The following is a 17,116-nucleotide window of genomic DNA, read 5'->3' as shown; positions in this document are numbered from 1 at the left end:
GGGAGCAGCGAACGGCGCGTTCGTGTCCCGGGGTCGGGCGCCGTTCGGCCGAACGCCCGCCGCCGCACGGGGAGCGCACGCGCCCTCAGTACGCTGGCCCGCGCCATGCGCATCGGGATCGTCTGTCCGTACTCGCTGGACGTCGCGGGCGGGGTCCAGGCGCACGTCCTCGACCTCGCGCGGGCACTGACGGGTCTCGGGCACCACGTCGACGTGCTCGCGCCGGCGGGGCGCGACACCCCGGTGCCGGCCGGGGTGACGCGGGCCGGGAAGGCCGTCGGCGTCCCGTACAACGGTTCGGTCGCGCGGCTGACGTTCGGGCCGGTCTCGCTCGCACGTGTGCGGCGCTGGTTGCGCGACGGCCACTTCGACGTCCTGCACGTCCACGAGCCGACCGCGCCGAGCCTGTCGTTCCTCGCGCTGGTCGTCGCCGAGGGGCCCGTGGTGGCGACGTTCCACACCTCCACCCCCCGCTCGCGCACGATGACGTTCTTCGAGCCGGTGCTGCGCCCGCTGCTCGAGCGCGTGACGGCGCGGATCGCGGTGTCCCCGCTGGCGCGCCAGGTCTACGTCGAGCACCTCGGCGGCGACGCCGTCGAGATCCCCAACGGCGTGGACGTCGCGGCCTTCGCCGGGGCCGCGCCGCTCCCCGGCTACTCCCGCCACGGCGACGGGGCGACGGTCGGCTTCGTCGGGCGCTACAACGAGCCGCGCAAGGGGATGCCGCTGCTGCTCGAGGCGCTGCGCCCGCTGGCCGCGCGGCGGGCGGACCTGCGGCTGCTGGTGGTCGGCCGGGGCGACGAGGACGAGCTGCGGGAGACCGCGGGCCCGGAACTCGCCGGCCGCATCGAGCTGCTCGGCGCCGTCGACGAGCCCACGAAGGCGTCGATGCTGGCGTCGGTCGACCTGCTCGCCACCCCCAACACCGGCGGCGAGAGCTTCGGGGTGGTGCTGGCCGAGGGCATGGCGGCCGGGGCGCCGGTGGTCGCCAGCGACATCGACGCGTTCCGCCGGGTGCTCGGCGAGCCGCCGGCCGGGGTGACGGTGACCAGCGGCGACGCGGGCGCGTGGGGCGCCGCGATCGCCGCCCTGCTCGACGACCCCGCCCGCCGCGAGGCCCTGCGCGGCGCGGGCGGCGAGCGCGTCGCCGCGTTCGACTGGTCGGTGGTGGCGGCGGCGGTGCTGCGCGTCTACGAGGTCGCGGTCGCCGCCGACCCGCGACGGGTGGGGGCCGGCGGGACGCTCTCCGCCCCGGGCCTACGGTCGTCCCCGTGACGCTCCTGGGCCCCTCCGGTGTCCTGTTGATCATCGTCGTCACCGCGGTCGTGCTGCTGGTGGTCGTCACCGCGGCGGTCATGGTGGCGCGGGCCCGCCGCCTGGACCGCCTGCACGTGCGCACCGACGCCGCGACGGCCGCGCTCGCGGCGGTGCTCGACCGGCGGGCGGCGGTCGTCCGCGCGAGCGCCGCGACGGCCGGCCCCGTGGCGCTGGCCGACGCCGACCGGCGGGCCCTGCGCGCGGCCGCCCGCGCCGCCGCGGCCGGCGGCTCGGCCGGTGGCTCGACGGGCGGGCACGTCCCCGACCTCGAGCGCGAGGCCGCCGAGAACGACCTGACCCGCGCGCTCGCGCCGCTCGACACCGCCGCGCTGCCCGCCGACCTCGCCGCCGAGCTCGCCGACGCGAACGCGCGGGTGTCGGTGGCCCGGCGCGTCCACAACGACGCCGTGCGGGACACCCGGGCGCTGCGCGGTCGGCGGATGGTGCGCTGGCTGCACCTCGCGGGCACCGCGCCGGTGCCGCGCTACTTCGAGATCGCCGAGCCCGGCCCGGACGGCGTCCACGCCGCGGCCCCGGCCGTGCGCTCGGCGCAGGACGCGGTCCGGGTGGTCGTCGTCGACGGGGACCGCCGGGTGCTGCTGTTCGAGGGCGTCGACCCGGCGCGGCCCGCCGAGTCGTTCTGGTTCGCCCCGGGCGGCGGCATCGCGGCGGGGGAGGAGCCGGTGGACGCCGTCGTCCGCACCCTGCGGGAGGAGACCGGCCTGACCGTCGAGCCCGGCAGCGTCCGGGGCCCGCTGTGGGTGCGCGAGGTCGTGTTCGAGGCCGGCGGCGTCACGTACGCCGGCCGGGAGCTGTTCCACGCCGTGCCGGTGCCCTCCGGCGACGTCGACACCAGCGGCTTCACCGAGCACGAGTCGCGCACCGTGCGCGGGCACCGCTGGTGGACCCCGGCCGAGCTCGCCGTGACGCTCGACGTCGTGCACCCGCACCAGCTGCCCGACCTGCTCGCCGACCCCCACGCCCTCGAGCCCGGCACGGTCCCGCTCGCGATCCACTGACCGGCCCGGACGTGCACCGCGTCACGGCAGCCGACCCCGTCGCGGTCGTACGATCGTCGGTGGACGTCGACGTCGTACGCATCCGGAGGACCACACCGTGACCAGGCCCGAGCCCGTCCCCGCCACCGGCACCGGAGGGGTCAAGCGCGGCCTCGCCGACATGCTCAAGGGCGGCGTGATCATGGACGTGGTCACGCCCGAGCAGGCGAAGGTCGCCGAGGACGCCGGCGCCGTCGCCGTCATGGCCCTCGAGCGCGTGCCCGCGGACATCCGCGCCCAGGGCGGCGTGGCCCGCATGTCGGACCCGGACATGGTCGCCGGCATCGTCGAGGCGGTCTCGATCCCCGTCATGGCCAAGGCCCGCATCGGGCACTTCGTCGAGGCGCAGGTGCTGCAGTCGATCGGCGTCGACTACGTCGACGAGTCCGAGGTGCTCACGCCCGCCGACGAGGCCCACCACATCGACAAGTGGGCGTTCACCGTCCCCTTCGTCTGCGGTGCGACCAACCTCGGCGAGGCGCTGCGGCGCATCGGCGAGGGCGCGGCGATGATCCGCTCCAAGGGTGAGGCCGGCACGGGCAACGTCGTCGAGGCCACGCGGCACATGCGCGCGATCCGCTCGGAGATCCGGGCGCTGTCGCGGATGGACGCCCAGGAGCTCTACGCGGCGGCCAAGGAGCTGCGCGCGCCGGTGGCGCTCGTGCAGGAGGTCGCCGAGGCCGGGCGCCTGCCGGTGGTGCTGTTCACCGCGGGCGGCATCGCCACCCCGGCCGACGCCGCGATGATGATGCAGCTGGGCGCCGAGGGCGTGTTCGTGGGCTCGGGCATCTTCAAGTCCGGCGACCCGGCCCGCCGCGCCGAGGCGATCGTGCGGGCCACGACGTTCCACGACGACCCCGACGTCATCGCCAAGGTCTCGGCGGGGCTCGGCGAGGCGATGGTCGGGCGCACGACGGCCGACATGCCCGAGCACGAGCGGCTCGCCACGCGCGGGTGGTGAGCGGCGGTCGCGGGGCCGCGTGGGACCATCGGTCCGTGAGTGCTGCCGATCCCGAGGCGCGCACCGAACAGCTCCGCGCCGTCGAGCCCACCCCGGCACCCCCGGTGCCCCCGCGCCCGCGCCGCCGGCCCGCCGACGACGCTCCCGAGGTCGAGGAGCCGGCGCAGCGCAACGGCATGGGCCTGCCGGCCCTGGTGCTCGGTCTGCTCGCCGCGGCGACGTGCTGGACGGGCTGGGCGGGCGTCGTCCTGGGCCTGCCCGCGATCGTCGCGGGCTACCTCGGCGCGCGGCGCGCGTTCCACAACCTGGCCACCGACGGCGCGTCGTCCCTCGGCGGCCTCGTCACCGGCCTGATCGGGCTCGTGGTGGGCGCGATCGTCGTGTGGCCGACGCTGTTCGGCACCGGGCAGTTCGGCGACGGCCTGACGCTCGACCAGTGCATGGCCCAGTCGACGTCCGCGCGCGAGATGCACATGTGCAAGTCGCAGCACCTGCAGGAGTTCAACCAGCGCTACCCGAACGCGGCGGAGTAGCGGTCGGTGGCACGATGCCGCCATGACGTCCGCCTCACCTCCGGCCCGCCAGGGCGCCGACCCGCGTGAGCGCGACGGCGGGCTCGGCACCGGCGCTCTCGCCCTCGGTCTCGTCGCCACCGGCACGGGCCTGACCGCCGCGCTGTGGTCGGGGATGGACTGGCTCGCCTGGACGGCCCTCGTGCTGGGGCTCCTCGGCCTGGTGGTCGGCTTCATCGGCGCGCGCCGCGCGTTCCACGATCCGCACCGCAACGGCGCCATGTCGCTCAGCGGGTTCGTCCTCGCCCTGATCGGGCTGATCATCGGGGCCTGGCTGGTCGTGCCGGCGCTGCTCGGCATCGGCACGTTCGGCGAGGGCCTCACGCTCGACGAGTGCATGGCGCAGGCGCAGGGCCAGCACGAGGAGCGGATGTGCGCCTCCCAGCACATCGACGAGTACCGCGCCCGCTACGGCGACCCGGGCGGCAGCGGGGGTTAGCCGGACCGGTGCATGCCCGGCGCCCCGATCGGTGACCCCCGGGGGCGTGACGGGACACCAGCAGGAGCACCCCGGGTTCGAGCACCGGATGACCCCGCCCGCCGACTGCGGCGAGGAGAGCTACCGCGGTAGCGGCCGGCTCGCCGGCAAGGTCGCGCTGATCACCGGCGGGGACAGCGGCATCGGCCGGGCCGTCGCGATCGCGTTCGCCCGGGAGGGTGCCGACGTCGCGTTCGGGCACCTGCCGGCCGAGGAGGCCGACGGCAAGGAGGTCGAGCGCCTGGTCGGCGAGGCCGGGCGGACCGCCGTGCGCCTGCCCGGCGACCTCACCGACCCGCAGGCGTGCCGCGACCTCGTCGCCCGCACCGTCGAGGCGTTCGGCCGGATCGACGTGCTGGTCAACAACGCCGCGTTCCAGATGGTCCGCGCGCGCCTGGAGGACGTGCCCGACGAGGAGTGGGACCGCACGGTCGCGACCAACCTCGACGCGCTGTTCCACGTGACGAAGGCGGCGCTGCCGCACATGGGGCCGGGCGGGTCGATCGTCAACACGACGTCGGTGAACTCCGACAACCCGCCGCCCGGGCTCATCGCCTACGACGCCACGAAGGCCGGCATCGCGAACTTCACCGCCGCCCTCGCCCGGCAGTACGGCGACCGCGGCATCCGGGCGAACAGCGTCGCCCCGGGCCCGATCTGGACGCCGCTCATCCCGGCGACGATGCCTGCCGAGGACGTCGCGGGGTTCGGTCAGGACACCCCGCTGGGCCGGCCCGGCCAGCCCGTCGAGCTCGCGCCGGTCTACGTCATGCTCGCCTCCGACGAGGCCAGCTACGTCTCCGGTGCCCGGATCGCGGTCACGGGCGGGACGCCGATCCTGTGATTCCTACACTGGAGGCGTGAGCACCCCCGTCGGCGTCCTGGCCCTGCAGGGCAACGTCCCCGAGCACCTCGACGCGCTGCGCGCCTGCGGCGCGGAGGCGCGCCCGGTGCGCCGGCCCTCGGAGCTCGCCGACGTGGCGGGCCTGGTGCTGCCGGGCGGGGAGTCGACGACGCTGTCGAAGCTGCTCGAGGCCGTCGAGCTGCTGGAGCCGCTGCGCGAGCGCCTGCGTGCCGGGATGCCGGCGTTCGGCTCCTGCGCGGGCATGATCCTGCTCGCCCGCGAGGCCATCGACGGCCGCCCGGACCAGCACCAGCTCGGCGCGCTCGACATCACCGTGCGCCGCAACGCCTTCGGCCGCCAGGTGCAGTCGTTCGAGGCCGACCTCGCCGTCACCGGCGTGGCCGGCGGGCCCGTGCGCGCGGTGTTCATCCGGGCGCCGTGGGTGGAGTCGACCGGGCGCGGCGTCGAGGTGCTCGCGCGCGTCCCGGGCTCGGTGCGGGGCGAGGCGTCGGGCAAGGTCGTCGCCGTCCGCCAGGGCGCGGTGATGGCCACGGCGTTCCACCCCGAGCAGACCGGCGACGCCCGCCTGCACGACCTGTTCCTGCGCCGCGTGCGGGAGTACGCGGCCGCGAGCTGATCCCTCTGCACGCAGGTCTGGGTGTCGGGAGTGGACCCAGGTCGGTACGCTGCGGCGATGCGCTACGCCGATGGCCCCACCGTCGAGGCCGCCGTCCACGTCGACGCGCCGCCGGCGCGGGTGTGGCCGCTCGTGTGCGACATCCACCTCGTCGCCGAGACCTCCGAGGAGTTGCAGGAGGCGCACTGGCTCCCGGCCCCGGAGGGTCCCGGGGACGGCGCGACGCCCGCCGTCGGGCACCGCTTCCGGGGACGGAACTCCCATCCGAAGGCGGGGGAGTGGGAGACGGTCTCGACGGTCGTCGAGTGCGACGAGGAGCGCCGCTTCGCCTGGGCGGTGATGGACACCGAGAACCCCACGGCGCTGTGGCGCTTCACCCTCACCCCGGCCGACGGCGGTACGGAGCTGCGGCAGTGGGTCCGCATGGGACCGGGCCGGTCGAACCTGAACGCGGCCATCGAGCGCATGCCCGACAAGGAGGAGCGCATCGTCGCCGGTCGCTGCCGGGAGTGGCAGCAGAGCATCGAGCGGACCCTGGCCGGGATCAAGGAGCGCGCCGAGTCGTGAGGCGGAGCTGATGCGCACCGCGACCACCGTCGAGGCGTCCGGGGCGCCGTGGGGCGAGACGGTCGACCTCGTCGTCGAGGCCGAGCGTCTCGGGCTCGACGTGTGCTGGGTGGCCGAGGCCTGGGGTTCCGACGCGCCGTCGCCGCTGGGCTTCCTCGCCGCGCGCACCGAGCGGATGCTGCTCGGCTCGGGTGTCGTGCAGGTCGGCACGCGCACGCCGGCGCTGATCGCGCAGACCGCGCTGACGCTGCAGGCGATGTCGGAGGGCCGCTTCCTGCTGGGCCTGGGCAGCTCCGGCCCGCAGGTGGTCGAGGGGCTGCACGGCGTCCCGTTCGCCCACCCGCTCGGGCGGATGCGCGAGACCGTCGAGGTCGTGCGGCGGGTGATGGCGGGGGAGAAGGTCACCTACGACGGCCGCCACGTGGTGCTGCCGCTGCCCGGCGGCGAGGCGCGCCCGATGCGGGTGTCGGTGACGGCCGAGGAGCCCGTCCCGATCTACCTCGCAACGCTCTCGCCGCGGATGCTGCGGCTCACCGGCGAGGTCGCGGACGGCTGGCTGGGCACGAGTTTCGTCCCCGAGGGCGCCGCCGCCTCCCTCGAGCCGCTCGCCGCCGGGGCCGCGGCGGCCGGGCGGCGGCTCGCCGACCTCGACCTCTGCCAGGGCGCCGAGGTCGCGTTCGCCCGGGACCCCGACGAGCTCGCGGCGATGCTCGACGCGCGCCGCGCGGGCCTGGCGTTCAGCCTCGGCGGGATGGGCTCGGCGAGCCGGAACTTCTACCACGACGCCTACGCCCGCCAGGGCTTCGCCGACGTGGCCGCCGAGGTGCGCTCGCTCTGGCAGGAGGGGCGCCGCGACGCCGCGGCGCAGGCCGTCCCGCGGGCGATGGTCGCGGCCACGACGCTGATCGGCACCGAGGACGGTGTCCGCGAGCGCCTGCGGGCGTGGCGCGACGCCGGGATCACCACGGTGCGGCTCTACCCGGCGGGCGCCGACCTCTCCGAGCGGTTGGACACGCTGGGGCGGGCGATCGAGCTGGTCCGCGACACGGAGCGTCAAGGGGAGCACGCCGATGGGGGAGCTGGAGCCATCGGGGACGGTGTGGGATGACCGAGGCCCTGCGCTGGCGCGACCTCGACAGCAGCACGTGCTCCATCGCCCGCACGATGGCCGTGCTCGGCGAGCCGTGGACGGTGCTCGTGGTGCGCGACCTGCTGCACGGCGTGCGCCGGTTCGACGACCTCGTCGCGCACCTCGGGATCGCGCGGACGGTGCTGACCCGCCGGCTGGCCGTGCTCGCGGAGAACGGGCTGGTGGAGACCGCGGAGTACCGCGAGCCGGGCCGCCGGACGCGGCGGGAGTACCGGCCCACCGCGGCGTGCCTCGAGCTGCGGCCGGCGCTCATGGCGCTGATGGCGTGGGGCGACCGCCACCGCGGTGACGGCGACGGCCCGCCCGTGGTGGTGCGCCACGAGGGCTGCGGGGAGCCGGTCGAGCTGGTGGCGGAGTGCGCCGCGGGTCACCGCCTCGGCACGCAGGACCGGGTGCGCAGCACGCCGGGGCCGGGGGCGCGGGTCTCGGGCACGCAGCGGAGCGGAGCTGCCCCGGCGGCGCGGCCCGCACCCCCGGAGTGATCACTGTGCGGCGTCGGCGACCTTGTCGATCGTCTGCGCCATCTGCTCCTCGGTGACCATCGGGAAGAAGCCGCGGAACTGGTCGTCCTCGACGCCGCTCCAGTCGTAGACCTGCGTGACCTCGGTGCCGTTGCCCGACGGCTCGAGCCGCCAGGTCCAGGTGTGACCCTTGGCGGTGACGTCGCCGAGCTTGTCGGTGTAGCCGTCCAGCGGGTGCAGCTGCGGCGCCCAGCCGATCTCGCGGTCCTGCTCGTAGGCCGTCACGGTGTTGAGCATCTGGTAGTCGCCCAGCGCGTCCTGGCGCATGTTCATGACGAACTGGTCGCCGACGCCGCTGACGGTCGCGTTGCCGTCGACGCCCTGGAGCATCCCGGCGCCGTCGAACTCGTGGTGACGCCCGGGCTCCGCGAGGATCGCGAAGATCCGGTCGGGCTTCGCGTCGACGGTCCGGGTGACGGTCACGCTGTCGTCGCTCATGGGTCCCTCCGCTGGGTCAGGTGTCGCCCGTCACGTGCCCGGCGCACCGATCCACCAAACGGTTGGGCCCTATCGGCCGGGCGGCGCCAGCCGGTAGACGGCGTCGGCGCCGTCGTCGCTGACGTAGACCGCGCCGTCGGGACCCTGGACGGCGGCCACGGGGCGTCCCCAGCGCGACCCGTCGGGACCCTGGAAGCCGCCGACGAGGGTGCGCTGGCCGTCGAGCGTGCCGCCCCGCCACGAGTAGAAGGACACCTCGGGGGCGCGCGGGGTCTGGCGGTTCCACGACCCGTGCACGCCGACGAGCGCGCCCTGGCCGTAGGGCGCCGGGAGCGTGCCGAACGCGAGCCCCAGCGGGGCCGAGTGGGCCCCCATGGTCTGCTCGATCGGCGTGAGCGACCGGCAGTCGAGGGCGCGTCCGTCGGCGTTGGTCTCGGCGTCGGCGACGAAGGGGACGTCGGACGGGTCGATCGCGCTGTTCGGCACGCCGGGGTTCACGTCCGGGTCCGGGTTGCAGTACGGCCAGCCGACGTCGCGGCCCGGGTAGAGCCGGGCGAGCTCCTCGGGCGGGTGGTCGTCGACGTAGTCGGGGATGACGCGCCCGCGCGCCGAGCCGTCGTCGTCGCCGTAGGGGCGGTCGTACGGGAACGGGATGTTGTCGCGGTTGTTGACCGCGGTCCAGACGGCGCCGTCGGGGGCGATCGCGAGGCCGGTGCCGTTGCGCACGCCGCGGGCGTACGGCTCGGCGGGCCCGCCGCCCGGCGGCACCCGCAGGATCGACGCCCGTTGCGGCGTCGACTCGCGGTCCTGCGGGGAGACGTTGCCGGTGGAGCCCACCGACACGTACACCGAGCCGTCGGGGCCGACCGCGACGCTCTTGAGGGCGTGCGCGTACGCGCCGCGCAGGTCCGGGCTGCGGGCATCGGGCAGGTCCTCGACGATCGTCGTCGGGTCGCCGAGGGTCCCGCCGGAGTACGGGTAGGAGCGCACGGCGTTGCTCTCGGCGACGTAGAGGGTCGAGCCGACGAAGGTCAGGCCGTGGGGCTGGGTCAGGCCGCTGACCAGCGTCGTGCTGGTGGGGCCGGACGGGCCGGGGACGAGGCGGACGACCTCGCCGGACCCCGGGCGCGAGACCAGCAGCGCGCCGTCGGGGGCGAACGCCTCGAGCCGCGCGCCGGGGACGCGGGCCCACACGGCGATCGACCAGCCGCGGGGGACGAGGGCCTGCCGGGCCACGTCGAACGGCTCGGCGGTCATGCCCGCCGGCACCGTGACCGGCGTCGGGACCAGGCCCTCGGTGGCGGCGCCCGAGGGTGCCGGGCCCTCCCCGCCGGTGGGGCCGGCGGACGCCGTGCGGGCCGGGTCGGGGGGCCCGGTGGGCGGTCCGGGCGGTGGGTCGGCGGCCCCGCCGCACGCGGCGGCGAGCGCGAGGAGCGCCGCGGCCGCCACCGTCAGCAGGGATCGGCTCCGTCTCCCGCCAGCCATGCCGCCTCTTCGCCTCGACGCCGGGGACCGCGGCCAGCGCACCACACCGCGACGATCACCGCTCGCCCGGGCCCCGGATCACCCGCGCAGGATCAAACAGCTCGACGTCGCCTCGGCGACCAGCCGCCCGGCCCCGTCGACGAGCTCCGCGCGGGCCAGCGCGGTGCTCCGGCCGGCGTGCACGACGTACCCGGTGGCCCGGCTCGTGCCGGAGTCCGCGGTGAGGCGGCGCAGGAACTTCACGTTGAGGTCGAGGCTCGTGTAGGCGACGTCGGCCTCGAGCGTCGAGTGCACGGCGCACCCGGCGGCCGAGTCGAGCAGCGTGGCGTAGATCCCGCCGTGCACCGAGCCGATCGGGTTGTAGTGGTACTCGGCGGGCTCGACGGTGAACACGACGCGGCCGGGCTCGACGGACTCCACCGCCGCGCCCACGAGCGTCATGATCGGCGGCGGCGGGAGCGTCCCGTCGGCCATGGCCCGCAGGAAGTCCAGGCCGCTGCGGCCGGTCGCGGCGGCCGCGAGGTCGCGCGGGTCGGACCAGTGGTGGGTGCGCTCGCGCGTCGTGGTGTCCACGGGGCTCCTCGGGCCGGGCTGGGTATCTGATCGGGACCCAGATGTCCCCGCACCGTACCGTCCCGTCCGCCGTCGGGGGACCTCGGTAGACTGGACCGTCGGAAGCGTGCGCGGCGGACACCGCCACCAGCGCCGGCCGGGGTGCGGCCACGACCATCCCGGGAGCGGTGCGTGCGAGACGAAGGGCGGGAACGATGAGCGGCCACTCCAAGTGGGCGACCACCAAGCACAAGAAGGCCGCGATCGATGCGAAGCGCGGCAAGATGTTCGCCAAGCTGATCAAGAACATCGAGGTCGCGGCGCGCACCGGCGGCGGCGACCCCGCGGCCAACCCCACGCTCTACGACGCCATCCAGAAGGCGAAGAAGACGTCGGTGCCCAACGACAACATCGACCGCGCCGTCAAGCGCGGCTCGGGTGCCGAGGCCGGGGGCGCCGAGTACCAGGCCATCACCTACGAGGGCTACGCCCCGGGCGGCGTCGCGGTGCTCGTCGAGTGTCTCACCGACAACAAGAACCGCGCCGCCGGCGAGGTCCGCACGGCGATGAACCGCAACGGCGGCGCCATGGCCGACCCGGGCTCCGTGGCGTACCTGTTCAACCGCAAGGGCGTCATCATCGTCCCGAAGGCGCAGGGCGGCGGCGAGCTCGCCGAGGACGACGTGCTGCTCGCGGTGCTCGAGGCCGGCGCCGAGGAGGTCAACGACTACGGCGAGAGCTTCGAGGTGCTCACCGACCCGTCGGACCTCGTCGCGGTGCGCAGCGCGCTGCAGGACGCGGGCCTGGACTACGACTCGTCCGAGGTCTCGTTCGTGCCGACGATGAACGTCGAGGTCGACGCGGACGGCGCGCGGAAGGTCCTGCGGATCATCGACGCGCTCGAGGACTCCGACGACGTCCAGAACGTCTACTCGAACTTCGACGCCTCCGACGAGGTCATGGCCGAGGTCGGCTGACGGATGTCGCCCGCGCCGTGCGTCGTGGCCGTGCTGGGCGCGGCCGACGCGGGCGAGGCCCTGACCGTCCAGTACGCGGCGTACCTCTCGGAGGCCCGCCGCTACGGCACCACCGAGATCCCGCCGCTGCGCGAGTCGGTCGCCGAGCTCGCGGCCGATCTCCAGCGCCCCGACGTGCGCGCGTTCGGCGCGTGGACCGGGCCGCGGCTGATCGGGTCGGTGCGGCTGCGCGGCTGTGACACCGGCGGGGGGGTCGGCACCGGCACCGGGTGCGTCGAGCTCGCCCGCTACTCCGTCGCCCCGGACGCCCAGGGGCACGGCGTCGGCCGCGCCCTGATGGAGCGGGCCCACGCCGAGCTGGCCGCGGGCGACGTGACGTGGCTGGTCACCGGCGCGCGCAGCGACGAGAACCTGCGGCTCTACCGCCGCGCGGGCTACGAGGAGACCGGGCGCCTGACCGACAGCGCGGGCGTCGAGCTCCTGCGGATGGAGCGGCTGGCCCCGCGGTGAGGTCCCGTGCCCTGAGCGGCCTGGCGTGGCTCGCCGCGATCGCCGTCGCCGGGTGGGCCGTGCTCTGGCTGTGGGCGCCGTCGTGGTCGCAGACGGTGTTCGTGCTGCTGCCGCTGACCCCGCCGGTGACGGCCGTGGCGGTGCTGGTGGCGGCGGTGACCCTGCTGCTGCGCCGCTGGGCCGCGGGGGCGCTCGCCCTCGCCGCGGCGGTCGTGCTCGCCGCCGTCGTCGTCCCGCGCGCGGTGCCCGACGGCGACCCGGTGCTGCGCCCCGGCCCGACCACCGGGCCGGTCGTGGTGGCCACGGTGAACATGCAGTTCGGGCGGGCGGACCCCGCGGCGATCGTCGCGCTGGTGCGGGAGCAGCGCGTCGACGTCCTCGGCCTGCAGGAGGTCACGCCCGGGGCCGAGGAGGCCCTCGACGCGGCCGGTCTGGGCACCGAGCTGCCCTTCCGCGCGTCGATGGCGCGCGAGGGCGCGGGCGGCACCGCGCTCGCCGCCCGCCACCCGCTGGCGCCGTCGGGGCTGGTGCTCCGGCCCGGGGTGTTCACGCAGGTCACGGCCCGGGTGATGGCCCCGCCGGGGCCCGTCGACGTCGTCGTCGCGCACCCGGCCGCGCCGGTGTTCCGCGGCGACCCCGAGGGCTGGGCCCGCGAGATCCGCGACCTGCCCGCCCCGGCGTCCCTCGACGGCCCGCCCCGGCTGGTCATCGGGGACCTCAACGCCACGCTCGACCACCGGCCGCTGCGGGAGTACCTCGCCACCGGGTGGCGGGACGCCGCGGGCGAGCGGGGCGCGGCGCTGGACGGCACCTGGCCCACGGACGCGCCCGTGCCGCCGTTCGCGGCCATCGACCACGTCCTGCTGTCCGGGCCGGCGTCGGCCGTCGCGGTGGCGACCCACCGCGTGCCGTCGACCGACCACGAGGGGCTCGTGGTGACCGTGCTCGTCCCGCGGCCGGGGACGGTCGTCAGCCCGGGCGCCTGAGGACCCGGCGCCAGACGGCCCGCTCGCCGTCGAGGTCGCCGAGCGTCCCGTCGAACGGCGAGACGGTGCCGTCCTCGAGGTCCCACGTGCCCACGACACGGCCGTCGTCGACCACCACCGGCGCGATCCAGCCGGCCGTGCGGCTGACGTCGCGGCGGCGGTCGGGCGGGACGACGTCGGGGTCGGCGGTGCCCGCGCCGAGCACGTACGGGTCGAACGGGCCGAGCAGCCGCAGGCCGACCGGCGCCGCGGCCGCCAGGTCGTCGAGGTCCTCGGTACGGGCGTGGCGGGTCTCGCCGTCGACCTCGACGCGGGTGAGCGTCCCGTCGGCGACCAGCGCGTCGAACCAGCCCCGCAGCCGCGCCTTCCTCGTCCCGCCGCGCAGCAGCCAGGCGTCGAACGCCTCGGGGGTGGCCGGGCCGTGCGCGGCGAGGAAGGCCGGGATCACCGTGCGGGCGGCGGTGTCGGGGTCGGGGAGCCCGGGCCAGCCGGGCAGCGCGCGGGCCGGGCTGGTGAACGTCACGCGCCGGCCGTCGGGCGGGCCGTGGCAGAGCAGCCCCTGCCAGGCCAGCGGCTTGAGCACGGTCCCCCAGCCGGAGCCCAGCGCGCCGGACAGGTCGACGTGGCCGCTGTGCGCGACCAGGGCGGCGCCGAGCTCCTCGCGGGTCAGCGGCTCGCCGGCGAGCGCCTCGACCACCGCCGTCTCCAGGGCCCGCATCTGCTCGGCGGTGGCGAACTCGCGCTGCCAGGAGCCCTTGTCCCACGAGCGGGCCGAGGCCAGCAGCGCGAGCAGGGCCGGGGCCTGGTCGGCGGCCAGCAGGTGCAGCGTGCCGCGCGCGGCCCACGTGCGCACGAGCGTGCCCGCCGCGAGCGCCGCGTCGACGGCCCCGTCGTCGGCCGTGCCCGTCGCGGTGCGGGAGGCGACGGCCTGCGCCGCCGCCGACGGGACCTGGGCCTGGACGCCGAGCAGCCGGCGGGCGATCCCGACCGGACCGTCCCCGTCGCGGTCGGCGAGGAACTGGCGGCGCAGACGGAACCGCCGGACCTGGGCGGTCGTGGGGTTCACGCCTGGTCGAACGACCGCAGCCCCTGCGGCTCGGTCTCGGTGACGTCGACGCCGTCGACCCGCGCCTGGGGGGAGCCCTCGCGAGCCCACGCGACCATCATCTCGACGGCCTGGTCGTCACCCTCGACGACCATCTCGACGGTGCCGTCGTCGCGGTTGCGCACCCACCCCGCGACGCCGAGGTCGCCCGCGGTGTCCTGCGCGCTCTGGCGGTAGAAGACGCCCTGCACGTGCCCGTGGACGACGAGGTGCCTGCTCTGCATCGCGCTCCTCCTCGAACGTGTGTTCTACTGGATCGGTGACCGCCGCGTGGACGCCCTCGCTCTTCGGGGGCGACGAGGCGCAGCCCCCGGCGGTGGATCCGGCGGTCGTCCCGCGTCGCATCGTGCTGGACGAGCGCTCGTGGGTCGACCTGGCCCCGGACTGGCTCGCGGGCGCCGACGCGTGGTTCGACGCGATCGTGGCCGACGCGCCGTGGGGTCAGCGGCGCCGCCGGATGTACGACCAGGACGTGATGGAGCCCCGGTTGACGTGCGGCTGGCGCATCGATGAGGCGCCGGACCCCATGCCGGCCGTCGCCGCCGCGCTCTCGGAGCGCTACGGCGTCCGGTTCGACCGCGTGGGGTGCAACTTCTACCGCCACGGCGACGACTCGGTGGCCTGGCACGGCGATCGCGTGCGGTTCACCCACGCCGCCCCGATCGTCGCGATCGTGTCGCTGGGGGCGCCGCGGCGCTTCGGGCTGCGGCCGGTGGGCGGGGGCGCCTCGACGCGGCTGACGGTCGCGGGCGGCGACCTCCTGGTCATGGGCGGGCGCTGCCAGCACGACTGGCAGCACACCGTGCCCAAGTGGCCCGGTGCCGGCCCGCGCGTCAGCGTCACGTTCCGGCACGACGACCCGGGCCCGCGGCCGTAGCTAGATCGGGATCTCGCTGGTGTCGCCATCGGGTCGCGGGCCGTGCAGCCGGCGGTCCTCCTCGGCGATCCGCAGGTCGTTGATGCTCGCCTCGCGGCGGCGCATGAGGCCGTTCTCGGCGAACTCCCAGTTCTCGTTGCCGTAGCTGCGCCACCACTGGCCGGCGGCGTCGCGACACTCGTACTGGAAGCGCACGGCGATGCGGTGGCCGCCGAAGGTCCACAGCGACTTGCGCAGCACGTAGTCGCGCTCGCGCTCCCACTTGCGGGTCAGGAAGTCGACGACCTCCGCGCGCCCGGTGACCCACTCGTCGCGGTTCCGCCACACGGTGTCGAGCGTGTACGCCAGTGCGACCTTCTGGGGGTCGCGGGTGTTCCACGCGTTCTCGGCGGCGAGGACCTTCGCCCGCGCCGACTCCTCGTCGAACGGCGGGAACGGCGGTCGGGGCTCCTCGGTCGGGCTGCTCACGGGTTCGCTCCTCCTCACGCGCGGGCGGGTCGCGATCAGCATGCCGAGTCGGACGTCCGCGCGGGGCGCCGGGTGATCAGGTCGCCCCCACGGTCACGGGGGAGATCGACAGCGACCGTGGGGGCGGGGTGACCACCACCGCAGGCCCGGGACACGCCGGGGGAGGGGGACGACGGCCTGAACGGGGCCGGGCGCCGCGTAGCGTCCCGGCCATGCGGGTGCTGGGCGTCGACCCCGGGCTGACGCGCTGCGGCCTCGGCGTCGTCGAGGGCAGCGGCGGGCGGGCCGTGCGCGCGCTGGCCGTCGACGTGGTCCGCACCCCGCCCGAGGACGCGGTCGCCGACCGGCTCGGCGCCGTCGCCGACGCCGTCGAGGCGTGGATCGCCCGGCACCGGCCCGACGTCGTGGCCGTCGAGCGGGTCTTCGCCCAGCACAACGTGCGCACGGTGATGGGGACGGCGCAGGTCGGCGGGGTGGTCGCGCTGATCGCGGGCCGCGCCGGGCTGCCGGTCGCGTTCCACACGCCGAGCGAGGTCAAGGCGGCCGTCACGGGCTCGGGGCGGGCGGGCAAGGAGCAGGTGACGGCCATGGTCACGCGGGTGCTGGCGCTGGAGACGGCGCCGCGTCCCGCCGACGCCGCCGACGCCCTCGCGCTCGCGGTCTGCCACTGCTGGCGCGCCCCGATGATCGCGCGCATGGCCGAGGCGGAGGCGCGCGCCGCGGAGGTGGCCAAGCGCCACCGCGCGCGTCTCAAGGCCGCCCAGAAGGCCGCCCGCTGAGCCGCACCGAGCACGTCACCTCCGCCGACGGCACGCGGATCGCCGTCGAGTCGGTGGGGCAGGGCCCGCCGCTGGTGATCACGACCGGCGCGCTGCAGGGTCGGGCGAGCGTCCGGGTGCTGGCGGCGGCGCTCGCCGACCGGGCGACCGTCCACGTCTGGGACCGGCGTGGACGCGGCGACAGCGGGGGCACGCCCGACCCCGCGGTCGACCCCCTCGGGCCGGGCGGCGACGCGCTCGTGGCCGCGGAGGTGGCCGACCTGGCCGCCGTCACCGCCGCGGCCACCGACCGGGCGGGCGGCACCCCGGGGCACTACGCCCACTCCGCCGGGGCGGCGCTCGCCCTCGAGGCGGTGATGCGCGGCGTGCCGGCCGCGCGCGTCGTGGCCCACGAGCCGCCGTGGCGCCTTCCCGGCCCGCCCGCCGATCCCCGGGACGCGCTGGCCGCGGTCACCCTCGCCGCCCTGCGCGACGGCCGCCCGGGCGACGCGGCCGCGACCTTCCTCGGCGGCTTCCCGGCCGCCGCGCCGGCTCCCGTGGAGCGGCTGCGCACCACCCCCTTCTGGGCCGGCACGGTCGCGCTCGCGCCCTCGCTGCCCCACGACGTCGCGCTCGTCGTGCGCGACGTCCTGCCCGCCGATCGGCTCGCCCACCTCGCCGTCCCGCTGCTCGCCCTCGACGGCGGGGCGAGCCCCGCGTGGGTGCGCGACGCCGTGGCCGCGCTCGCCGCGGCCGTGCCGGGTGCGCGGCACCGCACCCTGCCCGGCCAGGAGCACTTCGTGGTCCCGTCCGTGCTGGCGCCGGTGCTCGCGGAGTTCCTGCTCGGGTGACGGG

The 17,116-nt window shown here is 76.3% G+C and carries 21 protein-coding genes and 1 pseudogene; 16 read left to right on the top strand and 6 right to left on the bottom strand.

The annotated features are described in order from the left end of the window. The first annotated feature begins 105 nt into the window (after positions 1-105). The 10 genes from ABD994_RS04595 to ABD994_RS04550 all read left to right on the top strand — a co-directional run bounded on the left by ABD994_RS04595 (position 106) and on the right by ABD994_RS04550 (position 8,066). On the top strand, positions 106-1,275 hold the full coding sequence (locus ABD994_RS04595; RefSeq protein WP_345411246.1) for a glycosyltransferase family 4 protein: 1,170 nt from the start codon (positions 106-108) through the stop codon (positions 1,273-1,275). Continuing rightward, positions 1,272-2,336 carry an NUDIX hydrolase gene (locus ABD994_RS04590; RefSeq protein WP_345411245.1) on the top strand — a complete coding sequence of 355 codons (1,065 nt, stop codon included), beginning with the start codon at positions 1,272-1,274 and terminating at the stop codon, positions 2,334-2,336. Before ABD994_RS04595 ends, ABD994_RS04590 begins: the two co-directional genes overlap by 4 nt. A gap of 97 nt (positions 2,337-2,433) precedes the next feature. Further along, on the top strand, positions 2,434-3,336 hold the full coding sequence (pdxS, locus tag ABD994_RS04585; protein WP_345411244.1) for a pyridoxal 5'-phosphate synthase lyase subunit PdxS: 903 nt from the start codon (positions 2,434-2,436) through the stop codon (positions 3,334-3,336). A gap of 35 nt (positions 3,337-3,371) precedes the next feature. Then, positions 3,372-3,869 carry a hypothetical protein gene (locus tag ABD994_RS04580; protein WP_345411243.1) on the top strand — a complete coding sequence of 166 codons (498 nt, stop codon included), beginning with the start codon at positions 3,372-3,374 and terminating at the stop codon, positions 3,867-3,869. Positions 3,870-3,891: 22 nt separating this feature from the next. After that, on the top strand, positions 3,892-4,347 hold the full coding sequence (locus ABD994_RS04575; RefSeq protein ID WP_345411242.1) for a hypothetical protein: 456 nt from the start codon (positions 3,892-3,894) through the stop codon (positions 4,345-4,347). Positions 4,348-4,435: 88 nt separating this feature from the next. Further along, positions 4,436-5,230 (top strand): SDR family oxidoreductase, encoded by a 795-nt coding sequence (locus ABD994_RS04570; protein WP_425550018.1) that lies wholly within the window; start codon positions 4,436-4,438, stop codon positions 5,228-5,230. Positions 5,231-5,246: 16 nt separating this feature from the next. Continuing rightward, positions 5,247-5,867: a pyridoxal 5'-phosphate synthase glutaminase subunit PdxT gene (gene pdxT / locus ABD994_RS04565; RefSeq protein WP_345411240.1), complete on the top strand. Its 621-nt coding sequence runs from the start codon at positions 5,247-5,249 to the stop codon at positions 5,865-5,867. Positions 5,868-5,924: 57 nt separating this feature from the next. Then, positions 5,925-6,434, top strand: a complete 510-nt coding sequence (locus ABD994_RS04560) for an SRPBCC family protein (RefSeq protein ID WP_345411239.1) — start codon at positions 5,925-5,927, stop codon at positions 6,432-6,434. Between the two features lie 10 nt (positions 6,435-6,444). Beyond that, a complete protein-coding gene (locus ABD994_RS04555; protein ID WP_345411238.1) occupies positions 6,445-7,542 on the top strand; it encodes an LLM class flavin-dependent oxidoreductase in 1,098 nt (365 codons plus the stop codon). Beyond that, the gene (locus ABD994_RS04550) at positions 7,539-8,066 is read left to right on the top strand and encodes a winged helix-turn-helix transcriptional regulator (protein WP_345411237.1); all 528 of its coding nucleotides are present in this window, start codon (positions 7,539-7,541) and stop codon (positions 8,064-8,066) included. Before ABD994_RS04555 ends, ABD994_RS04550 begins: the two co-directional genes overlap by 4 nt. On the opposite strand, the gene ABD994_RS04545 is transcribed toward ABD994_RS04550, so the two are convergent. The 3 genes and pseudogenes from ABD994_RS04545 to ABD994_RS04535 all read right to left on the bottom strand — a co-directional run. Then, a complete protein-coding gene (locus ABD994_RS04545) occupies positions 8,067-8,543 on the bottom strand; it encodes an SRPBCC family protein (protein ID WP_345411236.1) in 477 nt (158 codons plus the stop codon). It abuts the gene before it with no gap. Between the two features lie 69 nt (positions 8,544-8,612). Further along, a complete protein-coding gene (locus tag ABD994_RS04540; RefSeq protein ID WP_345411234.1) occupies positions 8,613-9,992 on the bottom strand; it encodes a PQQ-dependent sugar dehydrogenase in 1,380 nt (459 codons plus the stop codon). A 114-nt stretch (positions 9,993-10,106) separates the two neighbouring features. Next, a pseudogene (locus tag ABD994_RS04535) lies at positions 10,107-10,622 on the bottom strand (PaaI family thioesterase); the annotation flags it as partial. A gap of 173 nt (positions 10,623-10,795) precedes the next feature. Between ABD994_RS04535 and ABD994_RS04530 the strand changes: the two are divergent. From ABD994_RS04530 to ABD994_RS04520, 3 genes are read left to right on the top strand one after another with little or no spacing between them, the layout of a single operon-like run. Further along, positions 10,796-11,557: a YebC/PmpR family DNA-binding transcriptional regulator gene (locus tag ABD994_RS04530; protein ID WP_345411233.1), complete on the top strand. Its 762-nt coding sequence runs from the start codon at positions 10,796-10,798 to the stop codon at positions 11,555-11,557. A 3-nt stretch (positions 11,558-11,560) separates the two neighbouring features. Beyond that, positions 11,561-12,067, top strand: a complete 507-nt coding sequence (locus ABD994_RS04525; RefSeq protein ID WP_345411232.1) for a GNAT family N-acetyltransferase — start codon at positions 11,561-11,563, stop codon at positions 12,065-12,067. After that, positions 12,064-13,053, top strand: coding sequence for an endonuclease/exonuclease/phosphatase family protein (locus ABD994_RS04520; protein WP_345411231.1), 990 nt, complete (start codon positions 12,064-12,066; stop codon positions 13,051-13,053). Before ABD994_RS04525 ends, ABD994_RS04520 begins: the two co-directional genes overlap by 4 nt. Here ABD994_RS04520 and ABD994_RS04515 read toward each other — a convergent pair. Together ABD994_RS04515 and ABD994_RS04510 are read right to left on the bottom strand one after the other, a co-directional pair. Then, complete coding sequence (locus ABD994_RS04515; RefSeq protein WP_345411230.1) at positions 13,037-14,119, bottom strand: DNA glycosylase AlkZ-like family protein; 1,083 nt, start codon at positions 14,117-14,119, stop codon at positions 13,037-13,039. The genes ABD994_RS04520 and ABD994_RS04515 overlap by 17 nt on opposite strands. Then, on the bottom strand, positions 14,116-14,382 hold the full coding sequence (locus ABD994_RS04510) for an acylphosphatase (protein ID WP_345411229.1): 267 nt from the start codon (positions 14,380-14,382) through the stop codon (positions 14,116-14,118). The genes ABD994_RS04515 and ABD994_RS04510 overlap by 4 nt, the downstream gene beginning before the upstream one ends. Before the next feature lie 35 nt (positions 14,383-14,417). Between ABD994_RS04510 and ABD994_RS04505 the strand changes: the two genes are divergently transcribed. Beyond that, a complete protein-coding gene (locus ABD994_RS04505) occupies positions 14,418-15,035 on the top strand; it encodes an alpha-ketoglutarate-dependent dioxygenase AlkB (RefSeq protein WP_345411228.1) in 618 nt (205 codons plus the stop codon). On the opposite strand, the gene ABD994_RS04500 is transcribed toward ABD994_RS04505, so the two are convergent. Beyond that, complete coding sequence (locus ABD994_RS04500) at positions 15,036-15,545, bottom strand: nuclear transport factor 2 family protein (protein WP_345411227.1); 510 nt, start codon at positions 15,543-15,545, stop codon at positions 15,036-15,038. A 170-nt stretch (positions 15,546-15,715) separates the two neighbouring features. Here ABD994_RS04500 and ruvC point away from each other — a divergent pair, with 170 nt between their 5' ends. Then, positions 15,716-16,282, top strand: a complete 567-nt coding sequence (gene ruvC, locus ABD994_RS04495; protein ID WP_345411226.1) for a crossover junction endodeoxyribonuclease RuvC — start codon at positions 15,716-15,718, stop codon at positions 16,280-16,282. A gap of 53 nt (positions 16,283-16,335) precedes the next feature. Next, positions 16,336-17,112 (top strand): alpha/beta fold hydrolase, encoded by a 777-nt coding sequence (locus tag ABD994_RS04490; RefSeq protein ID WP_345411225.1) that lies wholly within the window; start codon positions 16,336-16,338, stop codon positions 17,110-17,112. Positions 17,113-17,116 lie beyond the last annotated feature (4 nt).

It is taken from the genome of Actinomycetospora chlora (assembly GCF_039542135.1).
Classification (GTDB): domain Bacteria; phylum Actinomycetota; class Actinomycetes; order Mycobacteriales; family Pseudonocardiaceae; genus Actinomycetospora; species Actinomycetospora chlora.
The sequence above is the reverse complement of the archived record's forward strand: the minus strand, read 5'-3'. Positions and strand labels throughout refer to the sequence as shown.

Coding starts and splice junctions, on each gene's coding strand:
- ABD994_RS04595 (WP_345411246.1), top strand. CDS start 106: ATGCGCATCGGGATCGTCTGTCCGTACTCGCTGGACGTCGCGGGCGGG.
- ABD994_RS04575 (WP_345411242.1), top strand. CDS start 3,892: ATGACGTCCGCCTCACCTCCGGCCCGCCAGGGCGCCGACCCGCGTGAG.
- ABD994_RS04570 (WP_425550018.1), top strand. CDS start 4,436: ATGACCCCGCCCGCCGACTGCGGCGAGGAGAGCTACCGCGGTAGCGGC.
- ABD994_RS04560 (WP_345411239.1), top strand. CDS start 5,925: ATGCGCTACGCCGATGGCCCCACCGTCGAGGCCGCCGTCCACGTCGAC.
- ABD994_RS04555 (WP_345411238.1), top strand. CDS start 6,445: ATGCGCACCGCGACCACCGTCGAGGCGTCCGGGGCGCCGTGGGGCGAG.
- ABD994_RS04550 (WP_345411237.1), top strand. CDS start 7,539: ATGACCGAGGCCCTGCGCTGGCGCGACCTCGACAGCAGCACGTGCTCC.
- ABD994_RS04545 (WP_345411236.1), bottom strand. CDS start 8,543: ATGAGCGACGACAGCGTGACCGTCACCCGGACCGTCGACGCGAAGCCC.
- ABD994_RS04530 (WP_345411233.1), top strand. CDS start 10,796: ATGAGCGGCCACTCCAAGTGGGCGACCACCAAGCACAAGAAGGCCGCG.
- ABD994_RS04525 (WP_345411232.1), top strand. CDS start 11,561: ATGTCGCCCGCGCCGTGCGTCGTGGCCGTGCTGGGCGCGGCCGACGCG.
- ABD994_RS04510 (WP_345411229.1), bottom strand. CDS start 14,382: ATGCAGAGCAGGCACCTCGTCGTCCACGGGCACGTGCAGGGCGTCTTC.
- ABD994_RS04500 (WP_345411227.1), bottom strand. CDS start 15,545: ATGCTGATCGCGACCCGCCCGCGCGTGAGGAGGAGCGAACCCGTGAGC.
- ruvC (WP_345411226.1), top strand. CDS start 15,716: ATGCGGGTGCTGGGCGTCGACCCCGGGCTGACGCGCTGCGGCCTCGGC.